The sequence below is a fragment of the Acidovorax sp. GW821-FHT09B03 genome (assembly GCF_059418305.1).
Genome location: NZ_JBWKPP010000005.1, coordinates 367928 through 385144, shown reverse-complemented (window position 1 = coordinate 385144; position 17217 = coordinate 367928). Strand labels below are relative to the sequence as shown.

Annotated in this window: 19 protein-coding genes; 9 read left to right on the top strand and 10 right to left on the bottom strand. The window is 68.4% G+C overall.

Annotation, left to right across the window (positions count from 1 at the left end):
- Positions 1 to 12: 12 nt before the first annotated feature.
- Positions 13 to 1278, top strand: coding sequence for a benzoate/H(+) symporter BenE family transporter (locus tag AC07PA_RS12735; protein WP_494605807.1), 1266 nt, complete (start codon positions 13 to 15; stop codon positions 1276 to 1278).
- Between the two features lie 16 nt (positions 1279 to 1294).
- On the opposite strand, the gene AC07PA_RS12730 is transcribed toward AC07PA_RS12735, so the two are convergent.
- The 6 genes from AC07PA_RS12730 to AC07PA_RS12705 all read right to left on the bottom strand — a co-directional run bounded on the left by AC07PA_RS12730 (position 1295) and on the right by AC07PA_RS12705 (position 6679).
- Positions 1295 to 2296: a Bug family tripartite tricarboxylate transporter substrate binding protein gene (locus tag AC07PA_RS12730; protein ID WP_494605805.1), complete on the bottom strand. Its 1002-nt coding sequence runs from the start codon at positions 2294 to 2296 to the stop codon at positions 1295 to 1297.
- Between the two features lie 81 nt (positions 2297 to 2377).
- Positions 2378 to 3106, bottom strand: coding sequence for an SDR family oxidoreductase (locus AC07PA_RS12725; protein WP_494605803.1), 729 nt, complete (start codon positions 3104 to 3106; stop codon positions 2378 to 2380).
- A gap of 105 nt (positions 3107 to 3211) precedes the next feature.
- On the bottom strand, positions 3212 to 4003 hold the full coding sequence (gene pcaD / locus AC07PA_RS12720) for a 3-oxoadipate enol-lactonase (protein WP_494605801.1): 792 nt from the start codon (positions 4001 to 4003) through the stop codon (positions 3212 to 3214).
- A 29-nt stretch (positions 4004 to 4032) separates the two neighbouring features.
- Positions 4033 to 5238, bottom strand: coding sequence for a 3-oxoadipyl-CoA thiolase (gene pcaF, locus AC07PA_RS12715; RefSeq protein ID WP_494605799.1), 1206 nt, complete (start codon positions 5236 to 5238; stop codon positions 4033 to 4035).
- Between the two features lie 53 nt (positions 5239 to 5291).
- Complete coding sequence (locus tag AC07PA_RS12710) at positions 5292 to 5951, bottom strand: 3-oxoacid CoA-transferase subunit B (RefSeq protein ID WP_492231388.1); 660 nt, start codon at positions 5949 to 5951, stop codon at positions 5292 to 5294.
- Positions 5952 to 5977: 26 nt separating this feature from the next.
- The gene (locus AC07PA_RS12705; protein ID WP_007856472.1) at positions 5978 to 6679 is read right to left on the bottom strand and encodes a 3-oxoacid CoA-transferase subunit A; all 702 of its coding nucleotides are present in this window, start codon (positions 6677 to 6679) and stop codon (positions 5978 to 5980) included.
- A 134-nt stretch (positions 6680 to 6813) separates the two neighbouring features.
- Here AC07PA_RS12705 and AC07PA_RS12700 point away from each other — a divergent pair, with 134 nt between their 5' ends.
- Both AC07PA_RS12700 and AC07PA_RS12695 read left to right on the top strand, forming a co-directional pair.
- Positions 6814 to 7614, top strand: a complete 801-nt coding sequence (locus AC07PA_RS12700) for an IclR family transcriptional regulator domain-containing protein (protein WP_494605796.1) — start codon at positions 6814 to 6816, stop codon at positions 7612 to 7614.
- 102 nt (positions 7615 to 7716) lie between these two features.
- Positions 7717 to 10788: a DUF2135 domain-containing protein gene (locus AC07PA_RS12695; RefSeq protein WP_494605794.1), complete on the top strand. Its 3072-nt coding sequence runs from the start codon at positions 7717 to 7719 to the stop codon at positions 10786 to 10788.
- A 107-nt stretch (positions 10789 to 10895) separates the two neighbouring features.
- Here AC07PA_RS12695 and AC07PA_RS12690 read toward each other — a convergent pair whose 3' ends face one another.
- Positions 10896 to 11189: a hypothetical protein gene (locus tag AC07PA_RS12690; RefSeq protein ID WP_494605792.1), complete on the bottom strand. Its 294-nt coding sequence runs from the start codon at positions 11187 to 11189 to the stop codon at positions 10896 to 10898.
- Between the two features lie 112 nt (positions 11190 to 11301).
- Positions 11302 to 11529 carry a hypothetical protein gene (locus AC07PA_RS12685; RefSeq protein WP_494605790.1) on the bottom strand — a complete coding sequence of 76 codons (228 nt, stop codon included), beginning with the start codon at positions 11527 to 11529 and terminating at the stop codon, positions 11302 to 11304.
- Positions 11530 to 11763: 234 nt separating this feature from the next.
- On the opposite strand from AC07PA_RS12685, the gene AC07PA_RS12680 reads away from it, so the two are divergent.
- A complete protein-coding gene (locus AC07PA_RS12680) occupies positions 11764 to 12057 on the top strand; it encodes a hypothetical protein (protein ID WP_494605788.1) in 294 nt (97 codons plus the stop codon).
- An 80-nt stretch (positions 12058 to 12137) separates the two neighbouring features.
- Complete coding sequence (locus AC07PA_RS12675) at positions 12138 to 12572, top strand: DUF1841 family protein (protein WP_145695689.1); 435 nt, start codon at positions 12138 to 12140, stop codon at positions 12570 to 12572.
- A gap of 66 nt (positions 12573 to 12638) precedes the next feature.
- Here AC07PA_RS12675 and AC07PA_RS12670 read toward each other — a convergent pair whose 3' ends face one another.
- Positions 12639 to 13304 (bottom strand): c-type cytochrome, encoded by a 666-nt coding sequence (locus tag AC07PA_RS12670; RefSeq protein ID WP_007856478.1) that lies wholly within the window; start codon positions 13302 to 13304, stop codon positions 12639 to 12641.
- A gap of 109 nt (positions 13305 to 13413) precedes the next feature.
- Between AC07PA_RS12670 and AC07PA_RS12665 the strand changes: the two genes are divergently transcribed.
- From AC07PA_RS12665 to AC07PA_RS12650, 4 genes are read left to right on the top strand one after another with little or no spacing between them, the layout of a single operon-like run.
- Positions 13414 to 14268 carry an AAA family ATPase gene (locus AC07PA_RS12665; protein ID WP_007856480.1) on the top strand — a complete coding sequence of 285 codons (855 nt, stop codon included), beginning with the start codon at positions 13414 to 13416 and terminating at the stop codon, positions 14266 to 14268.
- A gap of 10 nt (positions 14269 to 14278) precedes the next feature.
- Complete coding sequence (locus tag AC07PA_RS12660; RefSeq protein ID WP_494605786.1) at positions 14279 to 14569, top strand: hypothetical protein; 291 nt, start codon at positions 14279 to 14281, stop codon at positions 14567 to 14569.
- Positions 14566 to 15174 carry a GNAT family N-acetyltransferase gene (locus AC07PA_RS12655; RefSeq protein WP_494605784.1) on the top strand — a complete coding sequence of 203 codons (609 nt, stop codon included), beginning with the start codon at positions 14566 to 14568 and terminating at the stop codon, positions 15172 to 15174. The genes AC07PA_RS12660 and AC07PA_RS12655 overlap by 4 nt, the downstream gene beginning before the upstream one ends.
- Positions 15175 to 15205: 31 nt before the next feature.
- Positions 15206 to 16393 carry a vWA domain-containing protein gene (locus AC07PA_RS12650; RefSeq protein WP_007856486.1) on the top strand — a complete coding sequence of 396 codons (1188 nt, stop codon included), beginning with the start codon at positions 15206 to 15208 and terminating at the stop codon, positions 16391 to 16393.
- A gap of 27 nt (positions 16394 to 16420) precedes the next feature.
- Here AC07PA_RS12650 and AC07PA_RS12645 read toward each other — a convergent pair whose 3' ends face one another.
- A complete protein-coding gene (locus tag AC07PA_RS12645) occupies positions 16421 to 16942 on the bottom strand; it encodes a GNAT family N-acetyltransferase (protein ID WP_494605782.1) in 522 nt (173 codons plus the stop codon).
- Positions 16943 to 17217 lie beyond the last annotated feature (275 nt).

Below are 17217 nucleotides of genomic sequence, written 5' to 3'. Positions count from 1 at the left end.
ACCATGGGCGGCATGACGACGACGCCGCACCGCCCCCTCTCCACCGCCCTGCCCGCCTCCACACCGCTGGCCACCGTGCAGGACCTGTTCCCTGCCATCGTGGCCGGCCTGGTGGCCGTGCTCATCTCCTACGCCGGCCCGCTGCTGCTGGTGCTGCAGGCCGCACAGGCGGGACAGCTTTCCGCGGCGCAGCTCACCTCGTGGGTGTGGGCCATTTCCATCGGCGCCGGCGTCTGCGGGGTGTGGATGAGCTGGCGCCAGCGCGTGCCGGTCATCTGCGCCTGGAACACGCCAGGCGCGGCGCTGCTGGCCACGGCCCTGGTGGCCCTGCCCTACAGCCAGGTGGTGGGCGCCTACCTGCTGGCCGCCGCCGCCGTGCTGCTGATCGGCTGGACGGGGGTGTTCGACCGGTGGATGGCGCGCATACCGCGCAGCCTGTGCGCGGCCATGCTGGCGGGCATTCTGCTGCGCTTTGGCATGGACGCCTTTGGCGCGGCGCGCAGCACCGTGCCGGGCGCGCCCTGGCTGGTGGGCGCCATGTTTGCGGGCTACCTGCTGTTCAAGCAGCGCTCTGCGCGCTATGCGATTGCCCTCACCCTGCTGCTGGGCGTGGCGCTGTGGCAGGGCCTGGGCTGGGGCCAGGCGGCCACGCCCGCCGCCGCCACCACCGCCGGGCTTGCCGGCTGGGGCTTTGCGTGGCCGGTGTGGACATCGCCCGAATTTTCGTGGAACGCCGCGCTGGGCACGGCCCTGCCGCTGGCGTTGCTGTGCCTCACCGGGCAACAGGTGCCGGGCGTGGCCGTGCTGCGCGCAGCGGGCTACACCAGCCACAACAACAATGCGCTGATCGGCGGCACCGGGCTGGCCAGCCTGCTGCTGGCACCGTTCGGGGCGCACGGCATCAACCTCGCGGCCATCACCGCCGCCATCTGCACCGGGGAAGAGGCCCACCCCCGGCCCGAGCGGCGCTGGGTGGCGGGCGTGGCCTGCGGCGTGTTCTACCTGCTGCTGGGCAGCTTTGCCGGGGCCATCACGTTTGCGTTTGCGCAGCTGCCCGCCGCACTGGTGAGCACCGTGGCCGGCCTGGCGCTGCTGGGCGCCATCCAGAACGGGCTGGCCGGCGCCCTGGCCGAGCCCAGCGAGCGCGAGGCTGCGCTCGTCACCTTCGTGGTCACCGCGTCCAACGCCAGCCTGCTGGGCCTGGGCTCGGCGTGCTGGGGGCTGGCGCTGGGGCTGCTGACCTGGTGGGCGTTGCGCCCCCGGGCCGTGGCAGCCTGAGCCCCCAAGGCTTCGATCAGTCCAGGCTGGCTCCGGACTCCTGCACCACCTTGCCCCACTTCACGCTTTCCGCCTGGATGAAGGCGGCAAACTGCGCGGGCGTTTCGCTGTATGTCTCGGCACCCTGCTCGTTGATCTTCTTCTTCACCTCGGCCTGGTTCAGCACCTTGACCAGGGCGGTGTTGAGCTTGGCCAACACCGGTGCGGGCGTGCCCGTGGGCGCGAACATGCCGAACCACGAAGTCGCCTCGTAGCGGGGCACGCCGGCTTCGGCGATGGTGGGCACGTTGGGCAGCTCGGGCGAGCGCTTGGCGGTGGTCACGGCGATGGGCACGAGCTTGCCCGAGCGCACGTGCTGGATGGCCGAGGGCATGTTGTCGAACATGATGCCGATCTGGTTGCCCAGCAGGTCGGTGACGGCCGGGGCGCTGCCCTTGTAGGGCACGTGCACCATGTCCACCTTGGCCAGCGACTTGAACAGCTCGCCCGACAGGTGGATGGAGCTGCCGTTGCCCGACGAGCCGAAGTTCACCTTGCCGGGGTTGGCCTTGGCGTAGGCAATGAGTTCCTTCACGCTCTTGTAGGGCTGGGCCGGGTTGGCCACCAGCAGGTTGGGCACGTTGGCCACGCGCGTGAGCGGCGCAAAGTCCTTGATCGGGTCGAAGGGCATCTTCTTGTACAGGCTGGCGTTGATGGCGTGCGTGCCCACCGTGCCCATGAACAGGGTGTAGCCGTCGGCCGGCGCCTTGGCGGCCAGCGCGCCGCCAATGTTGCCACCCGCGCCTGCGCGGTTGTCCACGATGACCGGCTGACCGAGTTCCGTGGTCAGCGCCTGGCCGATGATGCGCGCCAGGATGTCGGTGGTGCCGCCCGCCGCGAACGGCACGACGATGGTCACGGTCTTGCTCGGGTAGGCGGCTTGCGCCAGGGCGCCTGCCGGGATGGCAGCGCCGACGGCGGCGGTGGCCAGGGCCGCCAGCAGGGTGCGGCGGGTGGAGGGAATACGGATGGGGTTCATGTCATCTCCTGAACACGGTTAGAAATGGGAGAAGGCAAGGCCGCTGGCACTGCAGGACCTCGGGGGAAAAATGCAGGGGCGTCAGACGCCGGCCACGCCGACCGTCATGCCGCCGCAGACATACAGGACTTGCCCGGTGACAAAGCCGCTGCGCGCATCGAGCAGATACGACACGGCATGCGCCACGTCGTCCGGCGTGCCCACGCGCTTGACGGGCACGGATTCGATGATGGCGCGGGTGCGCGGCGCGTCGGGCGGGTTGGCACGGTCGAACAGCTCGGTGCGGATAGGGCCGGGGCCGATGGCGTTGGCCGTGACGCCGTGGCGGCCCAGCTCCAGCGCCCACACGCGCGTCATGCCGATCAGGCCGGCCTTGGTGGCCGAATACGCGGTGCGCAGCTCCTTGCCCAGCGCGGCGCGCGAGGACATGTTGACGATGCGCCCGAACCCCGCCTCCTTCATGCCGGGCAGCAGGGCCTGCATGCACTGCAGGCTGCAGCGCAGGTTCAGCGCCACGGCCAGGTCGAACTGCTCTAGCGTCTGCTGCTCGGCCTCGGCCGGCACCACGATGCCCACGTTGTTCACCAGCCGCGTGATGGGGCCGCCGGCCAGGGCCTGCTGCAACGCGCGCGCCGTGTCGGCGGTGTTCGACAGGTCGGCCTGGATGCCGCCGGGCACGTGGTCGACCACACGGTCAATGACCACGGGCTCGTAGCCGTCGGCCCGGCAGCGCTCGGCCGTGGCCGCGCCAATGCCGGCACCACCACCGGTGATGAGGACGCGCTCGCGCAGGCTCGTTGCTTGGGTCATGGGGGTTCTTCCTTCCAATGTTCAGGGGGTGGCCAGGGTTGCGCCCAGCCAGCGGGCGCCACACGCGCCATTCGGCGCGGTGGCAGGAGTGGCGTGTTTCAGTGCTCAGGCCACAAAGGCGGCCAGTGCGGCGTCGAATTCGGCTGGAGCTTCCAGGTTGGACAGGTGCGATGCCGGCAGCTGCACCAGCTGCGCACCGGGTATCGCGGCCTGCATGGCGCGTGCGTCGGCCACCGTGGTCACGGGGTCGGCCACGCCGGCAATGAGCAAGGTGGGTACGGCGATGCGGGCGATGTCCCCGCGCAGGTCGCTGGTGGCCAGCGCCTCGCAGCAGGCGGCATAGCCCTCGGGGGCGATGCCGGCGATCCAGCCCTGGGCGCGGCGCACCAGGTCGGGCTGCGCGGCCACGAAGGCCTCGCTGAACCAGCGGCCGGGAGACGACGCGGCCAACTCGGCCATGGCGGCGGCACCCTTGTCGCGCACCAGGGCGGCGCGCGTGCGCCAACCCTCTTCGGTGCCGATCCTGGCGGCGCTGTTGGCCACCACCAGGTGGTTCAGCCGGTGGCCGGCATGCACGCCCAGCCACAGGCCGGTGAAGCCGCCCATGGAGATGCCGCAGAAGCTGGCGCGCTCGACCTCCAGGGCGTCGAGCAGGGCCAGCACATCGCCGCCCAGCTGCTCGAAGCGGTAGGGACCGGGCGAGACGACGCTGCCGCCATGGCCGCGCGTGTCGTAGCGCAGCACGCGGTGGTCGCGGGCCAGGCGCGCGGCCTGGGCGTCCCACATCTCCAGGGTGGTGCCCAGGGAGTTGGAGAGCACCAGCACGGGTGCGCCCTCGGGGCCGTCGATGGCGACGCGAAAGGCCCCGGCGGGGGTCTGCAACAAGGTGGTGGGCACGGCCTGGGCTCCTGTAGACAAGCTGCGGGTCAGACGCGCTCGAGGATGATGGCGATGCCCTGGCCCACGCCGATGCACATGGTGCACAGCGCGTACTGGCCCGCATGCTCGTGCAGGCGGTTGACGGCGGTGGTGACCAGGCGCGCACCGCTGGCACCCAGCGGGTGGCCCAGGGCGATGGCGCCGCCCCAGGCGTTCACACGCGCGTCGTCGTCCTTCAAACCCAGGGCGCGCAGCACGGCCAGGCCCTGTGCGGCAAAGGCTTCGTTGAGCTCGATCACGTCCATGTGGTCGATGGTCAGGCCGGTCTGCGCCAGCACCTTGAGCGTAGCGGGCGTGGGGCCGAAGCCCATGATGCGCGGCGCCACGCCGGCCGTGGCCATGCCGACCACGCGGGCGCGGGGCTTGAGGCCATACTTGCCGGCGCTGGCCTCGTCGGCCAGCAGCAGGGCGCAGGCGCCGTCGTTCACGCCGCTGGCGTTGCCGGCCGTCACGCTGCCGTCAGGCCGCACCACGCCCTTGAGCTTGGCCAGCGCTTCCAGGCTGGTTTCGCGCGGGTGCTCGTCCTTATCGACCACGATGGGATCGCCCTTTTTCTGGGGGATGGTCACGGGCGTGATCTCGCGCGCCAGGTGGCCGGCCTTCTGTGCGGCCACGGCGTTGAGCTGGCTGGCCAGGGCCATGCGGTCCTGCGCCTCGCGCTCGATGCCGAACTCCACGGCCACGTTCTCGGCCGTCTCGGGCATGGAATCCACGCCGTACTTTTCCTTCATCAGCTTGTTGATGAAGCGCCAGCCGATGGTGGTGTCGTACACCGCGTTGTTGCGGCTGAAGGCCGTCTCGGCCTTGGGCATCACGAAGGGCGCACGGCTCATGCTCTCCACGCCGCCGGCAATCATCAGGCCCGCCTCGCCGGCCTTGATGGCGCGCGCGGCCGAGCCCACGGCGTCCAGCCCCGAACCGCACAGGCGGTTGATGGTGGCGCCGGGCACCTCGATGGGCAGGCCCGCCAGCAGGCTGGACATGTGCGCCACGTTGCGGTTGTCTTCGCCGGCCTGGTTGGCGCAGCCGTACAGCACGTCGGTCACTGCGGCCCAGTCCACACCGGGGTTGCGCGCCATCAGCGCCTTGAGCGGGATGGCGCCCAGGTCATCGGTGCGCACGCTGGACAGCGCGCCGCCGTAGCGCCCGAAGGGGGTGCGGATGGCGTCGCAGATGAAGGCTTGCTGGCTCATGGTTCTTGTCTCCTGAGGATGGTTGTGATGAAAGCGGTGATGGACGAAAGGGGTCAGGCGGCAGCGAGCAGGGGCAGGCCGACCAGGCGTTCCAGCTCGGCATGCGTGAGCCCGTCCACCGTGTCGATGACCTGCAGGCCCGCTGGCGTGCATGCCAGTGTGCACAGATCGGTGTAGATGCGCTTGACGCAGGCGACACCGGTGAGCGGGTAGCTGCACTGCGCCACCACCTTGCTGGCGCCCTGCTTGGTCAAGAGGTCCATCATCACCCAGGTCTGCTTGGCGCCGATGGCCAGGTCCATGGCGCCGCCCACGGCGGGGATGGCGCCGGGCTCGCCCGTGCTCCAGTTGGCCAGGTCGCCCGTGGCCGACACCTGGAAGGCGCCCAGCACGCAGATGTCGAGGTGGCCGCCGCGCATCATGGCAAAGCTGTCGGCATGGTGAAAATACGCGCCGCCGGGCAGCAGCGTCACAGGCTGCTTGCCGGCGTTGATGAGGTCGTAGTCCTCATTGCCCGCAGCGGGCGCCGGGCCCATGCCCAGGATGCCGTTCTCGCTTTGCAGGATGACCTCGCGCCCGGCCGGGATGTGGTTGGCGACCAGAGTCGGCTGGCCGATGCCCAGGTTCACGTAGGCGCCGTCGTGGATGTCCTGCGCCACACGGCGGGCCAGGTCGTCCTTGCTTCGTTTTTGGTAGCTGGTGGAAGTGGTCATGGTGGTGTGCACTCGGTCCGCGATGTTCAGGCTGTCTTCTTGATGCCGCCGGCTTGCGTGGCGACCCGGTCGATGCGAACGACATGGGTGACGTGGATGCCGGGCGTGACGATGGCCTCGGGGTCCAGCGCGCCCAGTTCCACCACCTCATGCACTGTGGCGATGGTGGTCTTGGCGGCCGTGGCCATCACGGGGCCGAAGTTGCGTGCCGACATGCGGTAGGTGAGGTTGCCCCAGCGGTCGCCCTTTTCAGCCTTGATCAGCGCCACGTCGCCGTGGATGGGGTATTCGAGCACGTAGTGCTTGCCGTTGATCTCGCGCGTCTCCTTGCCCGCAGCCAGCTCGGTGCCATGGGCCGTGGGGCAGAAGAAGGCGCCGATGCCGGCCCCCGCGGCGCGCAGGCGCTCGGCCAGGTTGCCCTGGGGCACCAGCTCCAGCTCCAGCTTGCCGCTGCGGTACAGCTCGTCGAAGACATAGCTGTCGACCTGGCGCGGAAAGCTGCAGATGATCTTGCGCACCTGGCCGGCCTTGAGCAGCGCGGCCAGGCCGTGGTCGGCATTGCCCGCGTTGTTGTTGACCACGGTGAGGTCGCGCGCCCCCTGGGCGATGAGCCCGTCGATCAGCTCGCCAGGGATGCCGGCCGTGCCGAAACCACCGATCAGCACCGTGGCGCCATCCTTCACCCCGGCCAGCGCCTGGGCCACCGAGTCTGCAATCTTGTTGATCATCGATCTGCTTTCCTGAGAATGGAGGCAAGCCGCGCGTTCGTTGTCTCGCGCCCGCAACTTCGCCTGGAATATTTGCCGGCATTTGTTCGCATATAGAACAAATGTTCGCTGAAAGAATTATAGTCACGCTGCCCATGAATACCCAAATCGCGCCCGCCAAAGACCCCAAGCCCAGCGACAGCTACGTGCAATCCTTTGCGCGCGGGCTGGAGGTGATCCGCTCGTTCAGCGCCAGCGCGCCGCAGCAGACGCTGAGCGAGGTGGCCGCGCAGACCCGCCTCACGCGCGCCGGGGCGCGCCGCATATTGCTCACGCTGCAGACGCTGGGCTATGTGGAGACCGATGGCCGGCAGTTCCGCCTCACGCCGCGCATCCTGGACCTGGGCTTTGCCTACCTGTCGTCGCTGCCCATCTGGAACCTGGCCGAGCCGGTGATGGAAGACCTGGTGGAGGAGGTGCGCGAGTCGTCATCTGCCGCGGTGCTCGACCGCCTCGATATCGTCTACGTGCTGCGCGTGCCCACACACAAGATCATGCGCACCAACCTGGGCGTGGGCTCGCGCCTGCCCGCGTGCTGGACGTCGATGGGCCGCGTGCTGCTGGCCGCCCTGCCCGACGAGGAGCTGCAGGCCCGGCTCGAAGCCCACTCCCTGCAGCGCTGGACCGAGCACACCGCCACCGATGTGCCCTCATTGCTCACCCGCATCCGCCAGGCGCGGCAGCAGGGCTGGTGCCTGGTGAACCAGGAGCTGGAGGAGGGCCTGATCTCGATTGCCGCGCCGCTCACCAACCGCACCGGCCAGACCGTGGCGGCGCTCAACATCAGCGGCCAGGCCAACCGCACCAGTGCCGAGGTGATGCAGGAGACGATGCTGCCCGCGCTGCTGAAGGCAGCCCAGCTGATCTCGCGCATGATGGGGGCGCCGCGTGGCTGATCTGTCGGATTTATCACAGTAGCGGCCCCCGCGTGGTCGGCGGGGTGCATGCGGCGCGCCGACCTGCGTCTATCGTGCGGCTCTGCCCACTCAGAGCACGCGATGAACATGACCCAGAACCTTGCTCCGGCCTCCGCGCACCGGCGCCCCTGGCAGCGCCCGCTGCGCGGCCTGCTCTGCGCCCTGGCCCTGCTGCCGCTGGCTGCGCCCACCCAGGCCCAGCCCGAACAAGAGATGCAGCAACATCGCTTCCGCGTGATGCCCACGCCCCAGGGCCCTGTGCAGCCACCGCGCATCCTCACCTGGCAGGTGCACGGGGCGGCCACGCCCATCGAACTGCGCCGACTCGACGTGCAGGCCACCATCGTCGGGCGCACGGCGGCTACGCGCATCGAGCTGGAGCTGTTCAACCCCAATGCGCGCGCGCTCGAAGCACAGCTGCAGTTCCCCCTGGCCGAAGGGCAAAGCGTGACCGGCTTTGCGCTGGACATCGACGGCGAGCTGCGCCCCGCCGTGCCGGTCGAGAAGGCCAAGGGCCGCCAGGTGTTCGAGGACATCACGCGCGCCCGCGTGGACCCGGCCCTGTTCGAATCGGTGGGCGGCAACCACCACCGCCTGCGCGTGTACCCGCTGCCCGCCTACGGCAGCCGGCGCGTGGTGCTGGAGCTCGCCGAGGTACTGCCCAACGCCGCCGCGCCCGTGTGGCGCCTGCCGCTGGGCCTGCAGGCACCGGCCACACAGCTCGATGTATCGGTGCGCGTCGCCGGCGTGGCGCCGAGGGGCGTCAAGGCGCAATTGGGCACACTGGGCATGCCGGCCCGTGCCGAGGGGGCAGACACGCGCATCGCGCTGGTGGGCGCGCAGCACAGCCGGGGCGAAGAGCTGCGCGTGGAGCTGCCCTCCACCCCGCAGGCAGCCCAGCCCCTGGTGGCCACGCAGCGCTTCGACGGCACGAGCTACTTCTATGCCGAGGTGCCCGTGGCCGCGCGCAGTGCCGAGCGTGCGCGGCCCGAGCGCGTAGGCCTGGTGTGGGATGCCTCGGGCTCCGGCGCCGGGCGCGACCATGGGCGCGAATTCGCGCTGCTCAATGGCTGGCTGCGCCGCCTGGGCACGGTGGAGGTGGTGCTGCAGCCCGTGCGCGACGTGGCCGGGCCCATCGAGCGTTTCAGCGTGCAGGGCGGCAACTGGTCTGCGCTGCGCGACCGGCTCAAGGGCATGGCCTATGACGGCGCCACCCAGGCCGCCGCGCTGCGCGCGCCCGAGGGCGTGCAGGTGGCCCTGGTCTTCAGCGACGGCCTGGGCAACTGGGGCTCGGGTAACGATGCGACGGCCCTGCCCGCCCAGCCCGTGCCCACCTACGCCGTGGCCGCCATTGCCGGCAGCAACGCCGCCGCGCTGCGCCGCATGGCCGAGGCCAGCGGCGGCACCTACCTGGACCTGCTGGCCCTGACCAACGTCCAGGCGCTGGACGCGCTGGCCCAGCAGGCACCGCGCGTGGAGGTGACCGGCAGCGAAGGCGCCGACAACGTGGAGCTGGCGTCGGCCCTGCCCGAGCAGGGCCGCATCGCGCTGGCCGGGCGCTTTACCGGGCCCGAGGCGGCGGTCACGCTGCAGTGGCCCCTGCCCGGGGGCAGCAGCGAAACGCGCAGTCTGCGCATCGCGGCACCGGCCGCAGACAACGGCTCCGACCTGGCCACCGGCGTGGCTGCCCACCGCTGGGCCGCGCTGCGCATGGCGCGGCTCGAATCCGAAGGCGAGCGCCAGCGCGCCGCCGTGCGCCGCCTGGGCCAGGCGTTCCGCATCGCCAGCCGCGAGACCTCGCTCATCGTGCTCGACACCGTGCAGGACTATGCGCGCCACGGCATCGAGCCCCCGCCCGCGCTGCGCGCCCGCTGGGCCCATCTGCGCACCGACGCTGCCGGCCGCGACGCCGCCACCCGCGCCCAGCACCTGGACCGCATCGCGCGCCAGTTCGACGAGAAGACCGCCTGGTGGCACCAGGATTTTCCGAAAGGCGACGCACCGCCTATACAGACCCTGCAGGAGCAGGCGCGTGGCGGCATGGTGGACAAGTCTGCCGCGCCGCCACCGCCAGCGCCCACGCGCACGGCGATTCGGGACGCATCCGGCAAGATACTGAGCATCTCGGGCCCCGCAAGACCAACCCCAACGACGGGCTCCAGGGGCCTGGTGCGAGAATTTCCCGCCGAGGCTGCGCCGATGGCTGCGTCTGCAGCGCCCCCCGCCGCCTCCATCCAGCTGCGCGCCTGGCAGCCCGATGCGCCCTACCTACGCCGCCTGCGCGCGGCGAGCAGCGTGGAGGACCTGGAGGCCATCTACCTCGACGAGCGCCCCTCGCACACCCACAGCACAGCCTTCTTCCTCGATGTAGCCGACCTGCTGTACGAGCGCGGCCACGCCGCCCTGGCGCGGCGCGTACTGTCTAACCTGGCCGAGATGGAGCTGGAGAACCGCCATGTGCTGCGCATCCTGGCCTACCGCCTGCAGCAGGCGGGCGACACCGCCGTGGCCCTGCCCGTGCTGCGCAGCGTGCTCGCGCTGGCGCCCGACGAGCCCCAGTCCTGGCGCGACCTGGGCCTGGCGCTGGGCCAGGCCGGCCAGCACCAGGCGGCAGTGGACCAGCTGTGGCAGGTGGTGGCCAAGCCCTGGAACGGGCGCTTCCCCGGCGTGGAGCTGATCGCGCTGGCCGAGCTCAATGCGATAGCGGCGAAGGCCCAGGCCGCCGGCCAGCCCGTGAACACCAGCGCCGTGGACCCGCGCCTGCTGCGCAACCTGCCCCTGGACCTGCGCGCCGTGCTCTCGTGGGATGCGGACAACACCGACATCGACCTCTACGTGCTGGACCCCAATGGCGAAGAGGCCTACTTCGCCCACCGCCTCACCACCCGGGGCGGGCGCATGTCGGCCGACTTCACGGGCGGCTATGGCCCCGAGGAGTTTTCACTGAAAAACGCCAAGCCCGGCACCTACACCGTGCGCGCCCGCTTCTACGGCCACAACCAGCAGGTCGTAGCCCCAGCCACCACGCTGATGCTGCGCCTGTCCACCGGCTTCGGCACGCCCGCGCAGAAGGACCAGGACGTGGTGCTGCGGCTGACGGGCCGGGGGGATGTGGTGACGGTGGGGCGTTTTTTGATCGGTGCCAGGCCGTGAAGGGCGGGCATGGCGCCGCTGGCGCCACCAGGGGCTGAGCGCGCTCCATGCGTTCAGCCCTGCGCTCCCCACCCACCATCGCAGAGTGCGGGTGTCCTGGCAAGGGGTCACAGTTTCCCTGCAGGCGCGCGGTGGGCCTCAGGGTCATAGGCCTTGCCCTGGAAGGCTGGGTGCGGCTCGCCGTGCTTCTTCACATGCAGGTAGTTGATGAGCTTTTTCAGGCTGAAGAAAACACCGAAACCGATGGCTGCAAGCACCAGCTTGACGACGACCGCAGCCACCATGTTGACGGTGATGGCCGCCGGGTTCAGCAGCCAGGAAATCACCGGCAAGAGCCCAATCAGCTGCCAGATAAAGAATACGCCCACCAGGGCCCGCAACACCCTCAACGCCATGAACATAGCTCGAGTCCTCCCGTAGTTTTTGGACGTGATGCTAGCGCGAACGTATCAGGATGCAACCAGAATTTTGGCACGCGACGCGCTGGTGGAGCGAAGCGGCCTGGCGGTAACGTCAATTGCGCTTGAACCCCAGCACCAGCACCACCGCGCCCAGCGCCATGGCGCCCACGCTCAGCCACTGGGGCACGTTGACGGACTCTTTCTCCTGCACCTTGAGCTCCAGCGGGCCGAGCTTGGCCTGGGTGGTTTCCTTGGTGAAGCTGAAGCCGCCCGTGAAGAAGCCGGCCAGGCCGACGATGAGCAGCAGGGCCCCGATGATGCGCGTTGCGTTGTTGTTCATGGCAGTGTCCTTGGATGGTGGTGTTTGTCTTGGGATGTATCGCGCGGTGACCAACTGTGTGCATCCCCCGCGGCTCCAATGTAGGTTCGGGTCCGTGGCACATTCGTAGGACAGATTCGCCCCGCCCTGTGCAGCAAATTCGCCAGCCGGCACCGCCCCAGCCGCCAAAACCTCGCCGCCTGCGCTGGTAATTTGGCACTACCGCTTGTCACGCCAGGCTGCTAGATTGGCCCGATGACGTTCCTGACAGGCACCCGCTCGCCGGGCCTCGCGGTACTCTTCGCGTGCTGCGCGGCCATCTCGGCAACCACCTCCACTGCCGCCACGGATGACAACACCGTGGTGTTCACCCTGTACCGCAACAGCGCCGTCAACGGCGCCCTGCGGATGCATGTCGCCACCTTCGATGCGGCCGATGGCAAGGCCTACAACATGGCCAACTGCGGCCAGGCAGCTGACCTGTTCGAGGCCCAGCCGGGCGTCAAGACCCGCTTCTGGTGCGAACCGGGCCGCTTTCGGCAGCGGTGACCGGGGGCAGGCTCGCCACCCGCCCACATACCCCCGCACCCCACCCCGGCACGCCGTGCGTGCTACGCTGCAGCCCCATCATGTTCAACCCGTCCCAAGCCGACGTGCGCCGCTTCCTCTGCGGCGTGCACGCCAAGTCCCAGACCGGCGCCCCCATGGAGGCCATCGAGACGCTGGCCAGCCTGTGGATCGCCGAGCACCCCGAGTACCACGCCGATTTCTCCGATGCCGAGGCCGCCGTGGCCCGCAACTACGACGAGACGCCGGACCGCACCAACCCGTTTTTGCACCTGTCGATGCACCTGTCGATCAGCGAGCAGTGCAGCATCGACCAGCCGCGCGGCATCCGCCAGGCGGTGGAGCTGCTGGCCAAGCGCCTGGATTCGCTGCACGACGCGCACCACGCCACCATGGAGTGCCTGGGCCAGATGCTGTGGGAGAGCCAGCGCTCGGGCCGCCCGCCCGATGGCGATGCCTATATTGCCGCCGTGCAAAGGCGCGCCACGCGCGACTGATCGGTTTCACCGCCCCAAAGAAAAAGCCCGCGATCGCGGGCTTTTGTCTTTTGGGAGCGGCTTGGCTCAGCGGAAGCGCGACTGGGGCACCACGTGCATGTCACCTTCCAGGCTGCCCAGGTAGTTGGCCAGGGCCTTCAGCTCGGCATTGGTGAACTGCTTGGCCACGCCGGCCATGATGGCGTTGCTGCGGCCCAGGTTGGGGTTCTTCTCGGCCTTGTACGACTTGAGCGCCACGAACAGGTAGTCCGCGTGCTGGCCCGCGATGTGGGGGTACGAGGGGTCGATGGGCTTGGCGAAGTTGTCGCCGTGGCAAGACACGCAGGCGCCCTTCTTGAGCAGCTCTGCCACCTGCACGCTGGGCTCGCGCTTGGGCTTGGCCGGCAACTCGGCGGCGCCGGCCTTGCCGTGCTGCGAATAGTAGGCGGAGACGTCGGCGATGTCCTGGTCGGTCAGCGAGTCGGCAATGCCGCGCATGGTGGGGTGCTTGCGGTCGCCCTTGCGGTAGGCGTCCAGGGCGGAGGAGATGTACGCACCGCTCTGGCCCGAGATCATGGGCACCTTGTGGATCTCCGGAAAGCTGGCTTGGTAGCCCACAATGCCATGGCAGCCGATGCACATGGCGATCTTCTTTTCCCCCGCCTTGACATCGCCCTTGACTTCCTGAGCGTGAGAGAAGGCCGTCACGGAAGCGACAGCCAGGGCAAATATCGTGGTCAACGTCTTGTTCATTTTGCGCGCACAATCTCGTGGAAGTTCAGCCCGAGGGCTCTGCTTAACCGGCCAATTATAGCCAGCGCCTGTCAAGCCCATTCATCAACGATCCGGTGTTTTCCCTGCCATGAAATTCCAAGGTTCCCAGAATTACGTTGCGACCCAAGACCTGATGCTGGCCGTGAACGCCGCCATCACCCTGCAACGCCCGCTGCTCATCAAGGGCGAGCCGGGCACCGGCAAGACCATGCTGGCCGAGGAAGTGGCCCAGGCGCTGGACATGCCGTTGCTGCAATGGCACATCAAGTCCACCACCAAGGCGCAGCAGGGCCTGTACGAATACGACGCGGTGAGCCGCCTGCGCGACAGCCAGCTCAACGATGGCGACAGCAGCGAGCGCGTGAAGGACATCCGCAACTACATCATCCAGGGCGTGCTGTGGCAGGCCTTCACCGCAGACCGCCCTGTGGCGCTGCTGATCGACGAGATCGACAAGGCCGACATCGAGTTCCCGAACGACCTGCTGCGCGAAATCGACCGCATGGAGTTCTACTGCTACGAAACCCGCGAGCTGATCCGCGCCAAGCACCGCCCGCTGGTGTTCATCACCTCCAACAACGAGAAGGAACTGCCCGACGCCTTCTTGCGCCGCTGCTTCTTCCACTTCATCAAGTTCCCTGAAGCCGACACCATGCGCCAGATCATCGGCGTGCACTTCCCCACGCTCAAGGCCGACCTGCTCAGCGTGGCGATGAAGACCTTCTACGACGTGCGCAACCTGCCGGGCCTGAAAAAGAAGCCCTCCACCAGCGAACTGCTCGACTGGCTCAAGCTGCTGGTGGCCGAAGACATCCCGCTCTCGGCCCTGCAAAGCGCCGACAACAAGGTGGCCGTGCCGCCGCTGGTGGGCGCGCTGCTCAAGAACGAGCAGGACGTGAGCCTGTTCGAAAAACTCGTCTTCATGAACCAGCGTAACCGCTGATCGGACCGCCATGACGCAGCCAACCCCGACGACCCCCTCGCTGCTCGACGGTGTGGCCGACGCCATCGGCTTTGTCGGCGGTGCGCTGGCCGGCTTCTGGCTGGGCCAGCTCGCGGGCTTCGACATCTTTGCACCGGGCTACGGCACCAAGGCCTTGCTCGGCATCGCCCTGGTGGGCCTGGGCGGCGGCCTGGGCCTGCACGCAGCGCGGCGCTGGCAGCAGCAACGCCGCCACAAGCTGCAGGCCGAGCAACAACAGCCGCCGCAGCCACAACCTTCCCCCAAGAAGAAGAACAAATGAGCCCCATGCCCTCCTTCGTGCAACCCGTCACCCTGCGCGACCGTGGCCTGCGCCTGGAGCCCCTGGCCCTGGAGCATGAAGCCGGCCTGCAGGCCGCCGCGGCCGACGGTGAGCTGTGGACGCTGCGCGTGACCTCGGTGCCCGAACCGCAGGACACCCGCGCCTACATCGAGACGGCGCTTGCCACGCGCGACCGCTTTGCGTTTGCCGTGATCGACGAGGCCACGGGCACCGTGCTGGGCACCAGCAGCTACCACGACATACTGCCCGCGGTGAAGCGCGTGGAGATCGGCTACACCTGGTACCGCCAAAGCGTGCAGCGCAGCCATGTGAACACCACCTGCAAGCTCCTGCTGCTGGGCCACGCCTTCGACACCCTGGGCTGCAACGTGGTGGGCTGGCGCACCGACAACTACAACTTCGCATCGCAGCGCGCCATCGAGCGCCTGGGCGCGCACAAGGACGGCGTGCTGCGCGGCCATGTCGTGCGCCGCGACGGCACCATCCGCGACACCGTGATGTACAGCATGCGCGCCGGCGAATGGCCCGAGGCGCGCGCCCAGCTGCAGTACCTGCGCGCGCGCCGCGAAACGACGACGGCCTGAAGAACCCAGCAGCCCGAGGAGGCTCCCCACCATGCTTATCGACTTCTTCTACACCCTGCGCGCGGCCAAGCTGCCCGTGTCGGTCAAGGAGTACCTGACCCTGCTCGAAGCGCTGGATGCCGGCGTGGTGGGCCCCCGCTCCGACGACGCCTGGAGCCTGGACGACTTCTACAACCTCTCGCGCCTGACCCTGGTCAAGGACGAGAAGCACTACGACAAGTTCGACCGGGCCTTCGGCGCCTACTTCAAGGGCGTGGAGATGCTGGCCGACTTCACCAAGGAAGTGCCCGCCGACTGGCTGCGCAAGATCCTTGAGAACGAGCTGACCCCCGAGCAAAAGGCCGCCATCGAAAAGATGGGCTGGGACGAGCTGATGGAGACGCTGAAAAAGCGCCTCGAAGAGCAGAAGGAACGCCACGAAGGCGGCAACAAGTGGATAGGCACCGGCGGCACCAGCCCCTTTGGCCACGGCGGCTACAACCCGCAGGGCGTGCGCATTGGCGGCGCCGGCAAGAACAAGAGCGCCGTGAAGGTGTGGGAGCAGCGCGCCTACAAGGACTACGACGACCAGCAGGAGCTGGGCACGCGCAACATCAAGGTGGCCCTGCGCCGCCTGCGCAAGTTTGCACGCGAGGGCAACGAGCTGGAGCTGGACCTGCCCGACACCATCCGCAGCACCGCGGCCAACGCCGGCTACCTCGATATCAAGATGGTGCCCGAGCGCCACAACAACGTGAAGGTGCTGCTGCTCATGGACGTGGGCGGCACCATGGACGAACACATCCAGCGCGTGGAAGAACTCTTCAGCGCCGTGAAGGGCGAGTTCAAGCACCTGGAGTTTTATTACTTCCACAACTGCGTCTACGACTTCATGTGGAAGAACAACCGCCGCCGCTTTGCCGAGAAGTTCCCCACCTGGGACATCATCCGCAAGTACAACAAGGACTACAAGTTGATCTTCGTGGGCGACGCCACCATGAGCCCCTACGAGATCTTGCAGCCCGGCGGCAGCGTGGAATACAACAACGAAGAGCCCGGCGCCGAGTGGATCCAGCGCCTGACGCACGCCTTCCCCAAGTTTGCCTGGATCAATCCCGAACCCCAGGGCGTATGGCAGTACCGCCAGAGCATCAGCATCATCCAGCAGCTCATCGGCAACCGCATGTACCCGCTGTCGCTCAAGGGGCTGGAAGAGACGATGCGCTTGTTGTCCAAGTGAGGGGTGGGGGCAGCGCCAAGCGCTGCTTCACAACGCAACCCGGTACGCTACCTCCTGCAGCGGATAACCGGCGAGGTGGCTGGTCGTGCGCACCGCGCCGCTGGCCCGAAACCCACATGCCTCGTACAGCCGCCGCGCGGCCGCGTTGCTGTGAATGCACCACAGCTCGACCGCTGCAAACCCCTGCGCCCGGGCATCCACCAGCGCCTGCCGGACCAGCTGCTGGCCCAGGCCTTTGCGCCAGTGCAAGGGGTGAACATTCAACGCCCACAGCTCCATGGTGGACGCAGGGCTCGCCACCGCATACCGCGGCTTGCCCACGATGGAAAACGCCACCGGCAGGCCCTCCACATCATCGTCTACCACGCGCAGCGTGAAGGGCGCAGGCTCTGCACCCAGCGCCGCACGCAGCCCCTCCAGGTTCGCACCAGGGTCCAGCGCATCGAGGTACGCATCCGGCATGGCGCCACGGTAGCCCGCCTGCCAGGCCGCCACGCGGATGGCGCCGATGGAGGCTGCGTCGTCAGGGGTGGCGGTGCGGATGGGCATGGGAGTTGAATCGGAAGGGATGGAGCCTGCGAGCATGAAGCACGAGAACCCAGGGGGGAAGCAGCCTGCTCGCTTCTTTCGATGGATATGGCCTCACCAGATTCTGCAGCTTAGCGGCAGCATGGAATACAACACAACAACGAACAGCCCGGCGGAACCCGCATGGATCAGCGCCTCCCCCTCGCCTTCCGCAGGTCCGTGTGGATCAACCACATGGGGTAAGGCAGTCCCGGCAGAGCATCGGTATCATCAGCAGCCCGTTGGGAACCGCATGT